The sequence below is a fragment of the Defluviimonas sp. D31 genome (assembly GCF_033436765.1).
GTDB lineage: Bacteria > Pseudomonadota > Alphaproteobacteria > Rhodobacterales > Rhodobacteraceae > Albidovulum.
The window spans coordinates 308,983-327,400 of sequence record NZ_JAWQFN010000002.1; the positions used below are offsets into that span (position 1 = coordinate 308,983).

Annotated in this window: 18 protein-coding genes; 13 read left to right on the forward strand and 5 right to left on the reverse strand. The window is 67.0% G+C overall.

Translation table 11 applies throughout. The features are described 5' to 3' along the window. The 4 genes from R5H32_RS05225 to miaA all read right to left on the reverse strand — a co-directional run bounded on the left by R5H32_RS05225 (position 1) and on the right by miaA (position 4,904). Entirely contained in the window at positions 1–1,050 is a 1,050-nt protein-coding gene (locus R5H32_RS05225; protein WP_318337625.1) for an ABC transporter permease, read from the reverse strand. A 105-nt stretch (positions 1,051–1,155) separates the two neighbouring features. Then, positions 1,156–2,802, reverse strand: a complete 1,647-nt coding sequence (locus R5H32_RS05230; protein WP_318337626.1) for an ABC transporter substrate-binding protein — start codon at positions 2,800–2,802, stop codon at positions 1,156–1,158. Between the two features lie 175 nt (positions 2,803–2,977). Further along, positions 2,978–3,745, reverse strand: coding sequence for an AraC family transcriptional regulator (locus R5H32_RS05235; RefSeq protein WP_318337627.1), 768 nt, complete (start codon positions 3,743–3,745; stop codon positions 2,978–2,980). 283 nt (positions 3,746–4,028) lie between these two features. After that, complete coding sequence (gene miaA / locus R5H32_RS05240) at positions 4,029–4,904, reverse strand: tRNA (adenosine(37)-N6)-dimethylallyltransferase MiaA (protein WP_318337862.1); 876 nt, start codon at positions 4,902–4,904, stop codon at positions 4,029–4,031. 138 nt (positions 4,905–5,042) lie between these two features. On the opposite strand from miaA, the gene pyrH reads away from it, so the two are divergent. The 13 genes from pyrH (at position 5,043) to lpxB (ending at position 17,133) form a co-directional block, all read left to right on the forward strand. Beyond that, on the forward strand, positions 5,043–5,774 hold the full coding sequence (gene pyrH, locus R5H32_RS05245; RefSeq protein WP_318337628.1) for a UMP kinase: 732 nt from the start codon (positions 5,043–5,045) through the stop codon (positions 5,772–5,774). 76 nt (positions 5,775–5,850) lie between these two features. Then, entirely contained in the window at positions 5,851–6,414 is a 564-nt protein-coding gene (gene frr, locus R5H32_RS05250) for a ribosome recycling factor (protein ID WP_318337629.1), read from the forward strand. 32 nt (positions 6,415–6,446) lie between these two features. Beyond that, on the forward strand, positions 6,447–7,175 hold the full coding sequence (gene uppS / locus R5H32_RS05255; RefSeq protein ID WP_318337630.1) for a polyprenyl diphosphate synthase: 729 nt from the start codon (positions 6,447–6,449) through the stop codon (positions 7,173–7,175). Beyond that, the gene (locus R5H32_RS05260; protein ID WP_318337631.1) at positions 7,172–7,972 is read left to right on the forward strand and encodes a phosphatidate cytidylyltransferase; all 801 of its coding nucleotides are present in this window, start codon (positions 7,172–7,174) and stop codon (positions 7,970–7,972) included. The genes uppS and R5H32_RS05260 overlap by 4 nt, the downstream gene beginning before the upstream one ends. 3 nt (positions 7,973–7,975) lie before the next feature. After that, positions 7,976–9,157, forward strand: coding sequence for a 1-deoxy-D-xylulose-5-phosphate reductoisomerase (gene dxr / locus R5H32_RS05265; protein ID WP_318337632.1), 1,182 nt, complete (start codon positions 7,976–7,978; stop codon positions 9,155–9,157). 3 nt (positions 9,158–9,160) lie between these two features. Beyond that, positions 9,161–10,498 carry an RIP metalloprotease RseP gene (gene rseP, locus R5H32_RS05270; RefSeq protein ID WP_318337633.1) on the forward strand — a complete coding sequence of 446 codons (1,338 nt, stop codon included), beginning with the start codon at positions 9,161–9,163 and terminating at the stop codon, positions 10,496–10,498. Positions 10,499–10,608: 110 nt separating this feature from the next. Continuing rightward, positions 10,609–10,773 carry a hypothetical protein gene (locus R5H32_RS05275; RefSeq protein ID WP_318337634.1) on the forward strand — a complete coding sequence of 55 codons (165 nt, stop codon included), beginning with the start codon at positions 10,609–10,611 and terminating at the stop codon, positions 10,771–10,773. Positions 10,774–10,908: 135 nt separating this feature from the next. Further along, entirely contained in the window at positions 10,909–13,236 is a 2,328-nt protein-coding gene (gene bamA, locus R5H32_RS05280; protein ID WP_318337635.1) for an outer membrane protein assembly factor BamA, read from the forward strand. Then, on the forward strand, positions 13,236–13,844 hold the full coding sequence (locus R5H32_RS05285; protein ID WP_318337636.1) for an OmpH family outer membrane protein: 609 nt from the start codon (positions 13,236–13,238) through the stop codon (positions 13,842–13,844). The genes bamA and R5H32_RS05285 overlap by 1 nt, the downstream gene beginning before the upstream one ends. A 74-nt stretch (positions 13,845–13,918) precedes the next feature. After that, positions 13,919–14,377, forward strand: coding sequence for a 3-hydroxyacyl-ACP dehydratase FabZ (gene fabZ, locus R5H32_RS05290; RefSeq protein ID WP_318337637.1), 459 nt, complete (start codon positions 13,919–13,921; stop codon positions 14,375–14,377). Between the two features lies 1 nt (position 14,378). Next, positions 14,379–15,173 (forward strand): acyl-ACP--UDP-N-acetylglucosamine O-acyltransferase, encoded by a 795-nt coding sequence (gene lpxA, locus R5H32_RS05295; RefSeq protein ID WP_318337638.1) that lies wholly within the window; start codon positions 14,379–14,381, stop codon positions 15,171–15,173. Further along, on the forward strand, positions 15,170–15,994 hold the full coding sequence (locus R5H32_RS05300; protein WP_318337639.1) for an LpxI family protein: 825 nt from the start codon (positions 15,170–15,172) through the stop codon (positions 15,992–15,994). Before lpxA ends, R5H32_RS05300 begins: the two co-directional genes overlap by 4 nt. Continuing rightward, on the forward strand, positions 15,991–17,133 hold the full coding sequence (gene lpxB, locus R5H32_RS05305; RefSeq protein ID WP_318337640.1) for a lipid-A-disaccharide synthase: 1,143 nt from the start codon (positions 15,991–15,993) through the stop codon (positions 17,131–17,133). Before R5H32_RS05300 ends, lpxB begins: the two co-directional genes overlap by 4 nt. Before the next feature lie 97 nt (positions 17,134–17,230). On the opposite strand, the gene mnmA is transcribed toward lpxB, so the two are convergent. Further along, positions 17,231–18,373 carry a tRNA 2-thiouridine(34) synthase MnmA gene (gene mnmA, locus R5H32_RS05310; protein WP_318337641.1) on the reverse strand — a complete coding sequence of 381 codons (1,143 nt, stop codon included), beginning with the start codon at positions 18,371–18,373 and terminating at the stop codon, positions 17,231–17,233. Between the last annotated feature and the right edge of the window lie 45 nt (positions 18,374–18,418).

The window sequence follows — 18,418 nt, forward strand, 5'->3', positions numbered from 1 at the left end:
TCAGCTTATCCTGATTCTGGGATTGAGGAAGACGTAGCCAATATCGGAGATCAGCTGGGTGACGAGCACCACGAACACCGCGACGACCGAGCAGCCGAGCAAGAGTTCGATGTCGTTGTTGCCGGCGGCCGAGACCAGGGTCCAGCCGAAGCCCTTGTAGCTGAACAGGGTCTCGACGATGACGACGCCGTTCAGGAGCCAGGGGAACAGAAGCATGATCACGGTGAAGGGGGCGATCAGCGCGTTCCTGAGCGCGTGCTTGATCACGACATTGGCGAAGCTCACGCCCTTCAGGCGCGCAGTCCGGATGTATTGCGCGGTCATCACCTCGGCCATCGAGGCACGGGTCATCCGCGCGACCTGGCCGACGCCATAGAGCGCGATGGTCAGGACCGGCAGGAAGAAGTTCTCGAAGGTGATCCCGTCCATCGCCGAGGCGGCCGAGCCCTTGAACCATTTCAGCCCGGTGATCGAGGAGGCAAAGATCGCGATCAGGATGACGCCGGAGACATATTCCGGCGTCGCCGCCGTCGAGATCGAGAAGGTCGAGAGCGAGCGATCGAGCCGCGAGCCCTCGCGCATGCCCGCAAGGATCCCGATGAGGAGCGAGACCGGCACCATCGTCACCATGACCCAGAACATCAGGATGCCGGTCAGGGTCAGGCGCACGCCGATGATCTTCGAGACATCGTCCTTGAAGACGCTGGAGAAGCCCCAATCGCCCTGTAGGATGCCGCAAAAGCGGGCCGCGGTCGCCGGATCCTGACCTTTCTCGATGCAGCGGCCCGCTACGACCTTCCCGTCCGCGTCGGCCGTGGTCCAACCCGGCACCACGCCGAGCCATTCGCCATAGCGCAAGATCATCGGGCTGGCGTAGCCGTTCCGTTCCAGCCAGCTTGCGACCTCGTCGTCGGTGATCCGCGATCCCGCTTCCGATTTCGCGAGCTTCTCAAGGTTGGGTGGCAGGTTGGTGAGGTAGAACACGACGAAGGTGAGGCACAGGGCCGTCAGAATCATCGTGAAAATCCGTTTGAGCAGGAACGGCAGCATGGGTAATTCCCTTCTCGTCCGGCGCGAGCGCAGGTTGGGCGGGACGACACTGTCGATGTCGCGGGTGGGGCGCCGCGGTGGCGCGGCGCCCCCCGAGAGTCACGCTTACGCGTCGATCCACCACTTGTAGTGGTGATGCTCGAAGGTCGCGTGCATGTCGGTGGCGCGCAGGTTCTCCTTGAAGTGGCGGTAGATCGAGCGCCAGTAGGGCTGGATCAGCACGCCCTCGTCCTGCATCAGCTTCTGGATCTTGGCCATCACCTCGCGCCGGGCATCGGCATCGGCGATCGCCATAGCCTCGGCGAGGAGCGAGTCGAACTCGGCATTGGCGAAGGCGGTCTCGTTCCAGGCCGCGCCGGACGTGTAGGCGAGTGCCAGAACCTGGACACCCAGCGGGCGCATGTTCCACTCGGTGGCCGAGAACGGATACTTGGTCCAGTCGTTCCAGAAGGTCGAACCGGGAAGGATCGTCCGCTTCACGTTCAGGCCAGCGTCGCGTAGCTGCGCCGCCACGGTGTCGCAGGTCGCCGCCTGCCAGCCGTCATCAACCGAGATCAGCTCGAACTCGGTGTCGCCCTGGCCGGCTTCGTCCAGCATCGCCTTCGCCCCGGCCGGATCGACCGTCAGCGGCGGCAGTTCGGCATATTCCGGGTGGATCGGGCAGACATGGTGGTTTTCGGCCGGCGAGCCGAGATTGGCGTAGCCAAGCTCCAGCACCACCGCGTTGTCGACCGCCAGCTGCAGCGCCTTGCGAACCTGGAGATTGTCATAGGGCGCCGAGGCCTGGTTGAAGCGCACCGCGATCGTCGCCGAGGTGACGGCCTCCGACTTGGTCCAGCCGATGCTGTCGAAGATCTCGACGAAGTCGCCGTCGGTGCGGTGCACCATGTCGATCTCGTCGGCCTCGGCCGCGGCCAGGAAGGACGACGGGTCGGTGCCGAGGTCGATGTACTCGACGCGTTCGACATAGGGGCCGCCGTAGACCTCGGTGCCCCACCAGGTGACGTCCGGGTTGAGGACCAGAACCTGTTTGACGCCGACCTCGTTCGATGCGGGCATGTAGGGCCCGGTGCCGATCGGGTTGGCCGCCGGATCGCCGCCGTCGTAGCTCGAATGCACGACCGCCGCGGGGTAGTCCGCCATGCCCGGAATGACCGTGATGTCCGGCTTGTTGAGCGTCAACTTCACGGTGTGCGGATCGACAACAGTGATCGCGCCTTCGCGGGCCGTCTTGGTCGCCTCGTCGACGAGGCTGGCCATCCGGGCGGCCATCGAGTTGCCCTCGACATTGCCGTCGCACCAGCGGGTGATGTTGTTGGCCACGTCGTCGGCGGTGAAGTCGTCGCCGTTGTTCCACTTCACGCCCTGGCGAAGCTTGAGCGTGTATTCGGTGGCGTCCTCGTTGGCCTCCCAGCTTTCCAGAAGCATGCCGCGGAAGGTGCCATCATTGTTGTATTCAATGAGGTATTCCAGCCAGCCGCGGCTGAAGTTCGCCAGTTCCGACCAGTCGTAGGTGCGCGGATCCTTGAGCGCCTTGGTCTCGAGCTGGCAGCGGACCGTGCCGCCGGCCTTGGCTTCCTGCGCGATCGCCTTCGGCGCGGCCAGGCCCAGCAGGCCGTAGGCGGCGGCGCTGGAGACGCCGAGCGCGGAGGCCCGGGTCATGAACTCGCGGCGGCTCAGATCGCCCGCCTTGCATTCTTCGGCGTATTTGACGGCCGCCGGATGGATCTCCGGCGTGTGGTGCTTGGTCATTCGCTTTCCTCCCTGCGAGACTTTCACTCATCCCTACGCAACGTCTGGCCCTTTAGGCTGATCCGCAGCGCAATGAAATTGCTCACCCGCGCATTGCGCATTCTTTTTTCCCCGGCGTCAATTGCCGATTCCGTCACTTTTGGGCGAATTGCGACGCGGCGTCGCGCGTCGGTATTCAGCCGGTGCGGCGAAATGCCGAGGGCGTTTTTCCGGTCCGGTGCTGGAACGCGCGGGTAAAATAGGCAGCAGAGGCAAAGCCCAGCGTTTCGGATATATGCCCTATCGGAAGGCGGGTCTCGCTGAGCAGGACCCGCGCTTCGTAGATCACCCGGTCGTGCAGGAGGTCGGAGGCCGAGCGGCCGCAGGTCTGGTTGCAGACGCGGGTGAGGTGAGTCGGCGTCACGCCGAGTTCGCTGGCATAGGCGGCGACTCCCTTGCCCGAGCGGAAGTCGCGTTCGAGAAGGGCCGCGAACCGTCCCGCGAGCCGGCGCGCGGCGTCGGGTTTCGTGGCCGCCGCCTGGGTATCGGCATGGCGTTCGAGCCACACGCTGAGCAGGCCGACATGGTGGTGCGCGGCACGGGCCGCGGCGGGTTTGCCGCTGTCCAGCTCGCGCTGAATGTTGTCGATCAGGCCCGAAAGCTCGGCCTGAGGGCTGGCATCGCGGATCCTCAGGTGCTGTGTGTCTGCGGGCAGCACGAGATCGCGGCCATGTCCGAAGAAGACGGCGGTGCCGAAGCTCTGGCCGCCGACCTCGAAGCCGTGCATCGCGCCGGCCGGGATGAAGATCGCATTGTGGGCGCCGTAGCCCCGCGTCACGCCGTCGACGGTGATCCGGCCCTGGCCGCGCGTGAACCAGAGCAGGAGCGGCTCGCTCAGCGACCGCATCGCCTCGACCCGCCAGCGCCCGCCCGCTACGAGCCGCGCGATCGACACGACCCGCACCGACGCTTCCCGCGATCTGGACGGCACCGTGTCCGGGGCGGCGGGGCGTCGCTCGGGGTCGGCGCCATCCGCCCGCGGCCGGTCCGGGGGCGGCGGGTCGGCGAACTGCGACAGTGGTGTTCCGCTAAACAGTTTCAACGGCTGGGTTCCCGGGGTCGACACGGCTGCCCCGGCGGCGGCTGCGGAGCGGTCCCGAGGCGTTGCGGAGTTTAGGCATCCGGGCCGACCATCCCAAGGAAAAAAGTTCGCATACCGCCCGTTTCGGCGGTCCGTAGCCGAACGGTCACGGCCGCGCCAGCCAGCGCCATGCCTTCATCCGGCCGCGAAACCAGCTGCGCTGGCGCTTGGCGTATTGCCGGCTCGCCGCCTGCGCGAGGCCTATGGCGGTGTCCAGATCGGTCTCGCCGCGCAGATGCGCGACGAGTTCCGGTGCGCCGATCGCGCGGGCCCAGAGCGCGGCCGGATCCCAGTCCGCGAGCACGCTGCGCACCTCGTCGAGCGCGCCCTCCGCCACCATCGCTTCGAAGCGCCGGTCGATCCGGTCGGCCAGCCAGTCGCGGTCGGCGTCGAGCACGATCGGCACCGTGTGTTCCAGCGGCAGGAGCGGCGGGCCGGTCTCGTCCTGCCAGGCCGCGAGGCCGCGGCCGGTGGCGCGGGCGACCTCCCAGGCGCGTTGCACCCGTGCCGGGTTCCTCCGGTCGATCCGCGCCGCGGTTTCCGGATCCAGCGCGGCCAGCATAGCCTCGAAGCCGCCGCCGGCGAGGAATCGGTCGGCTTCCGCGCGGACCTCCGGCGGCACGGGCGGGATCTCGGCCAGCCCCTCGGTCAGGGCGCTCAGATAAAGACCCGTTCCGCCGACGATGATCGGCCGCGCGGGCCCGGAAAGGATCGGTGCCACCTCGCGCAGCCAGTGGCCGACCGAATATGGAGCGCCGCGCGGCAGGTGCCCGTAAAGCCGGTGCGGCGCGCGCGCCTCCTCCTCGGGCGCGGGGCGGGCGGACAGACTCCGCCAGCAGTCCCAGACCTGCAGCGCGTCGGCATTGACGATGACGCCGCCCTGCAAGGCAGCGATTTCGATCGCCAGCGCGGATTTGCCCGACGCGGTCGGTCCGGCGATCAGAACCGGCTTGTCTGGATCTATTTCGTTTAGAGAAAACAGTGTGTTGCCTGCCGTTCTTGCGGTTTTCCCGGGCGCGCGCCCGGTTTAGCGCCGGGTTTCGGGCCGACCGAGGTTGAACCTGCCGCCGAATTCCTCCATTTTGCGTCGGAACGATCGGGGCGGCAAGCGGAGCGGAATATGGAAGGGGCGCAAGAACCCAGGGTCACTTACAAGCGTGTGCTTCTGAAGATATCGGGAGAGGCGCTGATGGGTGATCAGGGCTACGGACTTCACCCTCCCACCGTCAATCGCATCGCCGCCGAGGTCAAGTCGGTCCACGATCTTGGCGTCGAGATCTGCATGGTGATCGGCGGCGGCAACATCTTCCGCGGGCTTCAGGGCTCCGCTCAGGGGATGGAGCGGGCGACGGCCGACTACATGGGCATGCTCGCCACCGTGATGAACGCGCTCGCGATGCAGGCGGCGCTCGAGGCGCTGAAGATCCATACCCGCGTGATCTCGGCCATCCCGATGGACCAGGTCTGCGAGCCCTATATCCGCCGCCGCGCGATCCGGCACCTCGAGAAAAAGCGGGTCTGCATCTTCGCCGCCGGCACCGGAAACCCCTATTTCACCACCGACACCGCCGCGACGCTCCGCGCCAACGAGATGGGCTGCGAGGCGATCTTCAAGGGCACCAAGGTCGACGGCGTGTACGACAAGGATCCCAAGAAGCACGCGGACGCCAAACGCTACGACCGGGTGAGCTACGACGAGGTGCTGCAGAAGCATCTCGGCGTGATGGACGCCTCGGCGATCGCGCTCGCGCGGGACAACCACCTGCCGATCGTCGTCTTCTCGCTCGACGAGCCGGGCGGCTTCCGCGGCATACTGGCCGGCGACGGGACCTATACGCTGGTCGCCGCCTGACCCTATATCATTATGCGCGCCCTGCGGGTACAAAGGGCGCGACGCACAGTTGACGACATTACCAACGGGATAACCCATGTCCGACGACATCGAGATCGACATCGACGACCTTGAACGCCGCATGGACGGCGCGATGACCGCGCTGCGCCATGAATTCGCGAGCCTACGCACCGGCCGCGCCTCTGCGTCGATGGTCGAACCGGTAATGGTCGACGCTTACGGCGCGATGACGCCGATCAACCAGGTCGGCACGATCAACGTGCCCGAGCCGCGCATGGTCACGATCAACGTCTGGGACAAGGCGCTGGTCTCCAAGGTCGAGAAGGCGATCCGCGACTCGGGCCTCGGCATCAATCCCCAGCTCAACGGCACGATCATAATGCTGCCGATCCCCGAGCTGAACGAGGAACGCCGTCGCGAACTGACCAAGGTCGCCTCGAACTATGCCGAACATGCCCGCGTCGCGATCCGCAACGTGCGCCGTGACGGCATGGACCAGATCAAGAAGGCTAAGGGCGACGGGATGAGCGAGGACGACCAGAAGTTCTGGCACGACGAAGTCCAGGGGCTGACCGACAAGCACATCGCCTCCGTCGACAAGGCGCTCGAAGAAAAGCAGGCGGAGATCATGCAGGTCTGAGGATCTGCTTGGGGGCGGAAAGGGCAGGGCCGATGGCCGCTAAGGACATCACGGGCAGCGCGCCGGCGCATGTGGCCATCATCATGGATGGCAACGGTCGCTGGGCCACGAGCCGCGGTTGGCCGCGGCTCGTCGGCCACCGCCGCGGCGCCGAGCGGGTGCGCTCGATCGTCGAGGCCGCGCCGGGGCTCGGCATCCGCTATCTCACCCTCTACGCGTTCTCGACAGAGAACTGGAAACGCTCGACTGACGAGGTCATCGGGCTGATGACGATCTTCGCGCGCTACATCCAATCCGAGGCCGAGCGACTGTCGGCCGAGGGCGTGCGCCTGCGTTTCATCGGCGGGCGCGAACGGCTCGACAAGAAGCTGCAGAAGCTGATGGCGGGAATCGAGGAGAAGACCGCCGGCAACGACCTCCTGCATCTCACGGTCGCGATCAATTACGGAGGCCGCGACGAGTTAGTGCGCACGGCGCGCAAGCTCGCCGAGGATGTCGCCGCGGGTCTTCTCGCGCCCGAGGACATCGACGAGGCGGCGCTCGCGGCGCGGCTCGACACCCATGACCTGCCGGACCCGGACCTGGTGATCCGCACTTCCGGCGAGACGCGGATCTCGAACTACCTGCTGTGGCAGTCGGCCTATGCCGAGTACGAGTTCACCGACACGCTCTGGCCCGATTTCACGCCGGCCGAACTCGACACGATCGTGTCGCGTTTCATCCGGCGCGAACGGCGCTTCGGCGGCGCGCTGCCGGCATGAGTGGCGCTGCTGGAAAATGGGGCGACCTCGCGCCGCGTCTGATCTCGGGCGCTGGCATGGCGGTTGGCGGGCTGACGCTGGTGTGGCTCGGCGGGTTCTGGTTCGCGGCCCTGGCCACGGTTGCCGCCGCGCTGATGGTCTGGGAACTGGCGGCGATGACCGATCGTGCCCGCCCGATGGAGGCCGTGGCGCTCGGCGCGCTCGCCGCGATCTCGCTGTCGATCGTGCTGGCGCGGCATGAAAACCCTTACCTGCCGCTGCTTCTGCTTCTGCCGTCGGTGGCGGGATTCCTGCGGCCAGGCCGGCCGATGCGGCTCGAATACGGCCTCTACTCGCTGATGATCATGCTCGCGAGCTACGGGCTCGTCGCCTTCCGCGACGGCTACGGCATGCTGTGGCTCATGTGGCTCGTGCTTGTCGTGGTGGTCACCGATATCGCCGGCTATTTCGCGGGCCGTATGCTCGGCGGGCCGAAGTTCTGGCCGCGCGTGAGCCCGAAGAAGACATGGTCGGGCACCGTTGCGGGCTGGATCGCGGCCGCGGCGGTCGGGCTGATCTTCTTCGGGATATCGACGGCGGGGATCGACCTGCTCTGGATTTCGGCCATGCTGGCGTTTTTCTCGCAGCTTGGCGACATCGCCGAAAGCGCGATCAAGCGGCGGGCAGGGGTCAAGGACAGCTCGAATCTCATCCCCGGCCACGGCGGGTTGATGGACCGCTTCGACGGGCTCCTCGGCGCGGCGATCTTCATGCTCCTCGTGGCGCAAGTCGTCGACGTGCCCGTGGTCCGGTTCTGACGCATGCGCAGCGTCTCGGTTTTCGGCTCGACCGGGTCGATCGGCGAAAGCACCATCGACCTTCTGACCAGGCAGGGCGGGACCGAAACCTACCGGCTGGTCGCACTCACCGCCGGTCGCAATGTGCGCCGCCTCGCCGAGCAGGCGCGCGCGCTCCGGCCCGAGGTGGCGGTAATCGCAGAAGAGGCGGCGCTGCCCGCGCTGCGCGACGCCCTAGCCGGCACTGGAATCGAAATCGCCGCCGGGCCGGAAGCTGTGGCCGAAGCGGCACTCAGGCCGGCCGATTGGGTGATGTCCGGCATCGTCGGCGCGGCGGGGCTCGTCCCCGGCTTCCGGGCGCTTGCCCACGGCGGCACGCTCGCGCTCGCCAACAAGGAGAGCCTCGTCACCGCCGGGCCGCTGCTGATGGCCGAGGCGCGCCGCCACGGCGCCCGGATCCTGCCGGTGGACAGCGAGCATTCGGCCGTCTTCCAGGCGCTCGTCGGCGAGGAGATGGACGCGGTCGAGCTTATCACGATCACCGCGAGCGGCGGCGCGTTCCGCGACTGGCCGCTCGAGCGGCTGGCGCGGGCGACAGTGGCGGAAGCCTCGACCCATCCCAACTGGGCGATGGGGCAAAGGATCACGATCGACAGCGCCTCTATGTTCAATAAGGCGTTGGAAGTCATTGAAACACGAGAGTTCTTCGGCGTGGCGCCTGAGCAGATCGATGTCCTCGTCCATCCCGAATCCCTCGTCCATGCGCTGGTGACCTTCCGCGACGGCGGCATGATCGGCCATCTTGGCGCGCCCGACATGCGGCACGCGATCGGCTACGCGCTGAATTGGCCGGCGCGCGCGCACCTGCCGGTGGCGCGGTTGAACCTCGCCGAGATCGGCCGGCTGACCTTCGCGGCGCCCGATCCCGCGCGCTACCCCGCCATGCGCCTCGCGCGCGAGGTTATGGCTGCGGGCGGTCTTGCCGGCGCGGCGTTCAACGCCGCGAAGGAAGCGGCGCTGGACGGCTTCATCGCCGGTCGCATCGGATTCACGGCGATGGCCGGGGTCGTCGAAGAGGTGCTGTCGCGGCTTTCCGGCTCCAGCGGGGTTGGCAAAACGCCGTCGAGCCTTGATATGGTGCTTGAAACGGATCGCGAAGCGCGCCGCGTGGCGTGCGAGGTGATCGCAAAGATCAGCAGGACCTGACACTTGGATATTCCCGGCCTCATCAGCAGCTTCGGCGACACGCTTCACACGGTGGTGGTTTTCGTCATCGCATTGTCGATCATCGTTTCCGTGCACGAATACGGCCATTACATCGTCGGCCGCTGGTCGGGCATCCATGCAGAGGTCTTCTCGATCGGCTTCGGCCCGCGGCTCTGGAGCCGGGTCGACAAGCGCGGCACCCGCTGGCAGGTCGCCGCGTTCCCCTTCGGCGGCTATGTGAAGTTCCTCGGCGACGCCAATGCCGCCTCCGCCGGCGCGGACGAGACGACGATGTCGCAGCTCTCCGATGCCGAGCGGCGCCACACGATGCATGGCGCGCCGCTGTGGGCGCGTGCGGCCACGGTCTTTGCCGGGCCGCTGTTCAACTTCATCCTTTCGATCCTCGTCTTCGGCGGCATGCTCTTTGCCAGCGGTATCGCGACCGACGCGCCTGAGATCGCGTCGCTCCGGCCGGTACCGGTCGAGAACGGCCTGGCACCCGGCGACCGGATTCTGGCGGTCGAAGGGGTCGCGACGCCCGACTATCCGGCGCTCGCGGATCTCGTGGACAAGATGCCCGCCGCCGCCACCGTCGACTACCGGGTGCTGCGCGACGGGCGCGAACTGACGGTGGTCGGGCCGACGCTGTTCCCGACGCTGGTAATGGGCGTGCTGCCGCGCGGCGCGGCGATCGACGCGGGTCTTGAGGAGGGCGACGTCATCACGGCCGCGAACGGCACGCCTACACCGCGCTTCCTGGACCTTCAGGCCGTGGTCAAGGCGAGCGGGGGCAACGCGCTCACGCTGACCGTCTGGCGCGACGGCAACGAGTTCGAGACCGTGCTCAGCCCGCGCCCGCGTCCGGTCACCGCCGAGGATGGCGGGTTCGAGACCGGCTACCAGATCGGCATCTCGGGCGGCTTCATGTTCAACCCCGCGACCCGACGCCCCGGTCTCGGCGAGGCATTGAATACTGGACTGCTCCAGACCTGGAGTGTCGTCGACACCACGTTCACTGCGCTCGGCAGCATGATCGTGGGGAGCATCTCCACCTGCAACCTCAGCGGTCCGGTCGGGATCGCGCAGGCCACCGGCGCGGCGGCGAGCGCGGGGCTCATCTCCTTCATCGGCCTCGTCGCGGCGCTCTCGACGGCGATTGGGCTTCTGAACCTCTTTCCGATCCCGGTCCTCGATGGCGGGCACCTGGTGTTCCACGCCTATGAATGGGCGCGCGGACGGCCGCCCTCGGACCGGTTCATGAACATCGCGATGGCCGCGGGACTGGCGCTGGTCCTGACGCTGATGGTGTTCGGCCTCTCAAACGACCTCTTCTGCCGCTGAACTGGGCGCGGAGGGGCCGCGACCGTTCGCCGCTGGCGCGGCGCCCCATTGCCGCCTTATTTCGCGGCTAGGATCTTCACCAACGAAAGAACTTGAGCGAGGCGTTGATCATGCAACTCATCGAAAGCGGAGTCCGTGGGTTCTCTATGGTCTACCAGCTCGGTGTGGACCGGATCCTGATTCCCCTTGCCATCGTCGTCGGCCTTGCGGGCGGGGCCATGATCGGCTCAGAGATTGCGCAGCTCCACGCTCCCGAGAGCCCCTACATGCACTGATCGCCAGAGGCGTGGCACGGCATCCGGAATTGTGCGACGCGGCCCCTTCGGGCCGCGTCGCGCCTTTTGACAAGCCCCCCCTTTCCCGGTAGTGACGTGCCAGAGGACAGTGGCAAAGAACACCGGGAGCAGAGCATGTTGGCGGAGCGGCGCGACGGAGCAATTGTCGGCGGCAGCAAGCGGAGTCGTGTGCGGGCCACGCTTTTGGTAACTGCCGCAGCGGCTTGTGGCTTGTTCTTCAGTCAGGCGCTGGCGCAGAGCTACGCCTTCTCGAATGTCGTGGTCGAAGGCAACCAGCTGATCGATCCGGCCACAGTCGTGAAGGTTGCCGGAATCGCCCAGGGCGAAGCGGTCAGCGATGCCGCGTTGAACGACGCGGTGCAACGCCTCACCGCCTCGGGCTTGTTCGCAACCGTTGAACTTGTTCCCTCGGGCAGCACGCTCGTGATCAAGGTGACCGAGAATCCGACGATCGCCGTCATCAGCTTCGAGGGCAACAAGCGCATAAAGGACGAGGATCTCGAAAAGGTCGTGAAGTCCGAATCGCGCCGCGTCTTCTCGGCCGCCCAGGCCGAGGCCGACGCTGCCGCGATCACCGAGGCCTATTCCCAGGCCGGGCGCCTCGCCGCGCGGGTCGAGCCGCGGATCATCGACCGCGGCAACAATCGCGTCGATCTCGTCTTCGAGATCCGCGAAGGCCGCGTGACCGAGGTGGAACGGCTCGGCTTCACCGGCAACCGCGCCTTTTCCGACCGGCGGCTTCGCCAGGTTCTCGAAACCAAGCAGGCCGGTCTTCTGCGCAACATCATCCAGCGCGACACCTATGTGGCCGACCGGATCGAGTTCGACAAGCAGCTCCTGTCCGACTTCTACCGCTCGCGAGGCTATATCGACTTCCAGGTGTTGTCGGTCGCGCGCGAGTTCTCGCGAGAGCGCGATGCCTTCTTCCTGACCTTCAACGTGCGCGAGGGGCTTCAGTACAAGTTCAACCGCATTACCACGGTCAGCGAATATGAAGGCGTCGATGCGGCCGCCTATGCCGATGTCGTGAAGATCCGCTCCGGCGCGACCTACTCGCCGGTATCGATCGACACAACGATCAACCGGATGGAGGCGATCGCCCTTCGTCAGGGCATCAACTTCATGAACATCGAGCCGCGCATCACCCGCAACGAGCGCAACCAGACGCTCGACGTGACCTTCGCTCTGACCAAGGGACCGCGCGTTTTCGTCGAGCGGATCGACATCGAGGGCAATGCCACGACGCTCGACCGCGTGATTCGGCGCCAGTTCAAGACCGTCGAGGGCGACCCGTTCAACCCGCGCGCGATCCGCCAAGGCGCCGAGCGGATCCGTGCTCTTGGCTACTTCGAGACCGCCGACGTCGATGCCCGTCCGGGAACCGCGGCCGATCAGGTCATCGTCGACGTCAACGTAGAGGAAAAGCCTACGGGTTCGCTGACCTTCGGCGCGAGCTACAGCGTTTCGGATGGTGTCGGTTTCCGGATCGGCCTGTCGGAAGACAACTTCCTCGGCCGCGGACAGTTCGTCAGCCTCAACCTCGCCGCCGGGGCCGATACGCGCGACAGTTCTTTCACATTCGTCGAGCCGGGGCTTCTCGGGCGTGACCTGCGGTTCCGCTTCACCGGCTTTTACAACACCTCGGAGAACAACAACTCGTTCTACTCGACCAAGCGGGTCGGCATGTCGCCGTCGCTCGAGTTTCCGGTCAGCGAACTCGGCCGTTTCGAGGTGCGCTACAAGATCTCGAACGACAAGGTCTACAGGGTCTCCCCCAACTCCTCGAGCCTCCTGAAGGCCGACGAGGCGCGCGGCTCCGAACTCACCTCGGCGCTTGGCTACGGCTATCGCTACGACACGCGGATCGGCGGAATCGATCCCAACCGCTCGTTCTCGCTGCGCTTCGATCAGGACTTTGCGGGTGTTGGCGGCGACATCCAGTCCGTCACCTCGACGGGCCTCGCCTCCTACCAGATGAAGGCGTTCCGCGAGGAAGTGACGCTCAGGGCCGAGGTTGAGGGCGGCGCTGTCGTAACCCAGAGCAACGACAGCCGCGTCATCGACCGCTTCAGCGGCAACGGCAAGGTGCGCGGCTTTGAGTCGAACGGCTACGGCCCGCGTGATCTGACGGTGCCGAACCAGGACGCGCTCGGCGGCAACTTCTTCGCCGCGGCGCGGCTCGAAGCCGAATTCCCGATCGGCCTGCCGGAGGAATACGGCATCACCGGCGGTCTCTTCGCCGATATCGGCTCGGTCTGGGGGCTCGACAACACGCTAGGCGGTGCGATCGACGACAGCATGCGGCTGCGCAGCTCGATCGGCTTCTCGGTCTTTTGGGACACGATCCTTGGCCCGCTGCGCTTCAACTTCTCCAAGGCGCTGCAGAAGGAAAACTACGATCAGGAGCAGAACTTCGACCTGACGGTTTCGACCCAGTTCTGATGCGCGGGCTGCGGGCGGCGATTCTTGCGGTGCTCCTGACGGCGGGCGGCCAGCCCGCGCCGGCTCAGGAGGCGATTGCCGAACCGGTCGCGAGCCCTGTCCTGACGCTCGATCAGGAGCGGCTCTTCGCCGAGTCGCTCTGGGGCAGGCGCGCCACGGATCGGATCGAGGCCGCGTCGACCGAGCTCGGCGCGGAGAACCGCCGCATCGAGGCCGAACTGACGGCTGAAGAGCGGGCGCTGACGGAACGCCGCCCGACGATGGCGGTCGAGGAATTCCGCGCTGCCGCCGATGCCTTCGACGCCAAGGTGACGGAGATCCGCCGTACGCAGGACGCCAAGGCGCGCGAGATCGGCCGCTTGCATGATGTCGAACGCCAGCGGTTCTTCGCCGCTGCATTCCCGGCCCTGCGCGAAGTGTTGCGCGGAAGGGGCGCGGTGGTGATCCTCGATTCCCGGGCGATCTTCCTTGCCGCCGACGTGATTGACGTCACCGACGAGCTGATTGCGCGCGTCGATGCCGACCTCGGCGCCGGCACCGACGCGCCCGTGCCCGAAGCGGTGCCCGACGCGCCAGGGTCCGACGGTACGGCCCAGGGCGGCAACTGAGCGGTCGCGCTTGCCAGTGAAAGGCCGAGTTGCTAGCAAGGCCGGACCAGTCCAGCCGTGCGGGGAGACAGATAATGACCGGCGAAGCGATCACCGAAGCCGATATCCACATGATCCAGCGGATCATCCCGCACCGCTACCCGTTCCTGCTGATCGACAAGGTCAAGGACATCGTCCCGAGCGTCTCCTGCACCGGGATCAAGAACGTCACCTTCAACGAGCCGCATTTTCAGGGCCATTTCCCGCAGACCCCGATCATGCCCGGCGTCACCATCATCGAGGCGATGGCGCAGACCGCGGCGGTGCTCGTGGGCGTGTCGCTCGACCTGATCGGGCGCGACCTGTTGGTTTATTTCATGTCGATCGACGGCTGCAAGTTCCGCCGCAAGGTGGTGCCGGGCGACGTGATGGAGCTGAGGATGACGGTGAAGCGCGGCGGCGGCAAGATCTGGAAGTTCCACGGCGCGGCGGTGGTCGAGGGCCAGCTCGCCTGCGAGGCCGAGGTCACCGCAATGCTGGACGTTCGGGACTGAGATGACGATCGCCGCGAACGTCCAGATCCATCCGGCCGCGATTGTCGAGAGCGGCGCAACGATCGGCGAAGGGTGTCGTATCGGCCCGTTCTGCCTGATCGGCCCCGAGGTGACGCTCGGTCGCGACGTCGAGGTCAAGAGCCACGCCGTGATCACCGGCCGGACCGAGGTCGGTGACGGCACGGTGATTTTCCCTTTCGCGACGCTGGGTGAGGTGCCGCAGGATCTCAAGTTCAAGGGCGAGGCGACGCGGCTCGTGATCGGCGCGCGCAACCGGATCCGCGAACATGTGACGATGAACACCGGCACCGCCGGTGGCGGTGGCGTGACCCGGGTGGGCGATGACGGCCTTTTCATGGCGGGCGCCCATGTCGCCCATGACTGCCAGATCGGCAACCGTGTCATCCTCGTCAACAATGCGGCGCTGGCCGGGCACTGCGTGCTCGAGGACGAGGTCATCGTTGGCGGCCTCTCCGGCGTCCACCAGTTCGTCCGGATCGGCCGCGGCGCGATGATCGGCGCGGTGACGATGGTCACCGCCGACGTGATCCCGCACGGACTTGTTCAGGGGCCGCGCGGCGTGCTTGACGGGCTAAACCTCGTGGGGCTCAAGCGCCGCGGCGCTGGCCGCGCCGATATCGCCGCGCTGCGGGATCTCGTCTCGGCGCTCGGCCAGGGAACCTTCCGCGATACCGCGCGTGCGCGCGCCGAGAGCGGCACCGACAGCCAGCTCGTGCAGGAGGTTCTCGATTTCATCCTCGGGCCCTCCGACCGCTCGTTCCTCACGCCCAGATGACGAAGACCGCGCTTATCGCCGGGCAGGGCGGACTGCCCGTCCACCTTCTGAATGCGCTGCGCCGGAGCGGTCAGGACCATGTGGTCGCCGAACTGGACGGCTTTCCCTCCGAACTGGCAGATGCCGATCCGGTGCGGTTCCGGGTCGAAAGGCTCGCGCCGTTCCTCGACCGGCTCGCGGATCAGGGCGTGGACCGCGTGGTCTTCGCCGGCGCGATCCGGCGGCCGCGGCTGGAGCCGGGTCTCATCGATCCCAAGACCGCGACGTTGGTGCCACGCCTGCTCGGCCTGATGCAGAAGGGCGATGACGCGCTCCTGCGCGAGGTGATCGCGATCTTCGAGGAGTGGGAGTTCGAGGTGGTGGGCGCCGACGCCGTCGCGCCCGACCTCGTGCCGGGGCCGGGGCTTCTCGCGGGCGCGCCGTCCGAGGATGACCGCAAGGACGCGGCCCGCGCTGCCGAGATCGTCGCCGGACTCGCCGCACTCGATCTGGGGCAGGGGGCTGTCGTGGCGCAGGGCCTCTGTCTTGCGGTGGAGACGCTGCCGGGTACCGACGCGATGCTTGCCTTCGTGGCCGGCCACGCGGCCGGGCTGCGCAGCGATCCAGCCAAAGCGAAGGGCACCTTCTACAAGGCGCCGAAATTCGGGCAGGACCGACGCATCGACCTGCCGACACTCGGACCAGCGACGGTGCGTGCCGCGGCCCATGCGAGTCTCGCCGGAATCGCCTGGGAGGCGGGCGGCGTCATCTGCCTCGACCGCGCGGGTATGGTTGCCGAGGCCGAGGCGGCGGGCCTCTTCCTCTGGGCACGCGAGCCGTGAAGATCTTCCTTGTCGCCGGCGAGGCGTCGGGCGACGCGCTCGGTGCCGCGCTGATGGCGGGCCTGAAGGAACTGGCGCCGGGGGTCGCGTTCCACGGCGTCGGCGGCGCGAAGATGGAGACCGAGGGCCTCGAAAGCCTGTTTCCGATGGAGGATCTCTCGGTCATGGGCCTGATCGAGGTGCTGCCGAAGTATCGCCAGCTAAAGCGCCGCATCGCCGAAACCGCGGAAGCGGTGACCCGGATCCGGCCCGACGCGCTCGTCACCATTGACAGCCCGGATTTCTGCCTCCGGGTCGTCAGGGCCGCGCGTGCCGCCAACCCGGACATCCGGACCATGCACTATGTGGCGCCCACGGTCTGGGCCTGGCGGCCGGGGCGCGCTGCGGCGATGGCGCCCATCGTCGATCATGTGCTGGCGCTCTTTCCGTTCGAACCACCCTACATGGAAGCCGCCGGGATGACCTGCGACTTCGTCGGCCACCCGGTCGTCGCCGAGCCGGTCGCGCCGGCCGACGCTGCGGCGAAGTTCCGCGAAACCCACATGATCGGCCCCGAGCAGCCGCTTCTTCTGTGCCTGCCCGGCTCGCGGCGCGGCGAGGTCAGCCGGCTCGCCCCGCGTTTCGAGGAGGCGATTGCCCGGCTCCGGGACCGCGAGCCAGCCTTGCGCGTGGCGATCCCGACGGTGCGCGGCGTTGCCGCCCTCGTGCGCGAGATGGCGGCGCGCTGGAAGGTCGTTCCGCTGGTCCTCGATGAGACCGCCGACAAGCGCGCGGCCTTCGCGGCCGCCGATCTCGCGCTCGCGGCTTCCGGCACGGTCAGTCTCGAACTCGCGGCAAACCGGGTGCCGATGGTGATCGCGTATGACTTCAACCGCTTGACCTGGTGGATGATGAAACGCGCCGCACTCATCGACACGGCGACGCTCGTCAACATCGTGACCGAGACCCGGGCGATCCCGGAGTTCCTGGGTCCCGCCTGTCAGCCCGGCCCGATCGCCAATGCGCTCGGCCGGCTGATCGACGACGATGAAGCCCGAGCCGCGCAACTCGCGGCGATGGACGCGACGATGGATCTCCTCGGCCGGGGCGGGGAGGCGCCGGGTCTGCGCGCCGCGCGCTCGGTCCTCGCGCATCTCTGAGGCCATTCTTTCTTCTTTCTCCGGGTATCGCTGCCGGACGCACCCACGGCGGGTGCGGGGCGTTTCACGGGGGATAACTCGAACAAGATCAAGGGTGTCAGGCGCCGCGCCAGATCCAGCCGCCGCCAAGGATGCGGCTCGTGCCCGGTTCGTAGAAGACGCAGGCCTGGCCTGGGCTGACGCCTTCCTCAGGGTCGAGGAGTTCCACCGCCGCCTCGGTCGCAGACAGCGGCCGGATCACCGCTGGCCGAGGTGGCCGAGTGGAGCGGATGCGGACATTGACGGCCCGTTCGCCGGCGCCCTCGAAGGCGCCGTCGCCGAGCCAGTTGATCTCGCGCACCGGCACGACGCGGGTGGCGAGCGCCTCCTTCGGGCCGACAACCACATGGCGCGCTTCGGGGTCGAGCTTGACCACATAAAGCGGGTCGGCAAGCCCGCCGATTCCGAGGCCGCGGCGCTGGCCGATCGTGTAATGGATCACGCCCCGGTGCTCGCCGAGGACATTGCCCTCCATATCGACGATCTCGCCCGGATCGGCCGCGCCGGGGCGCAGCTTTTCGATCACGCTCGCGTAGTTGCCGTTCGGCACGAAGCAGATGTCCTGGCTGTCGGGCTTGTCCGCGACGGAAAGCCCGTATTTCGCGGCGAGCGCCCGGGTCTCGGCCTTGGAGGCGAGATGGCCGAGCGGAAAGCGCAGATAGGCGAGCTGCTCTGGCGTGGTCGAGAACAGGAAATAGGACTGGTCGCGGTTCGGATCGGCCGCGGCGTGCAGTTCCGGTCCGTTCGGCCCTAGTTTACGCTGGATGTAATGCCCGGTCGCCATGCAGTCGGCATCGAGATCCTTCGCGGTCGCCAGGAGATCCTTGAACTTCACCCGCTCGTTGCAACGGATGCAGGGCACCGGCGTCGCCCCGGCGAGGTAGGCGTCGGCGAATTCGTCGATCACTGCCTCGCGGAACATGTTCTCGTAATCGAGCACATAATGCGGGAAACCCATCGCCTCGGCAACGCGACGGGCGTCGTGGATGTCCTGACCCGCGCAGCAGGCGCCCTTCCGGGCGAGTGCGGCTCCGTGGTCATAGAGCTGCAGCGTCACGCCGACCACGTCGTAACCTTCCTCGGCCAGCATCGCGGCGACGACGGAACTGTCGACGCCGCCTGACATGGCGACCACGACCCGCGTGTCGGCGGGGCGCTTCGGCAGGCCGAGCGAGTTCAAGTGGTGTGTGTCAAGTGCCATGGCGCCTCCGGAGGTCGGGAGGAATATAGGAAAATCCTCGATACT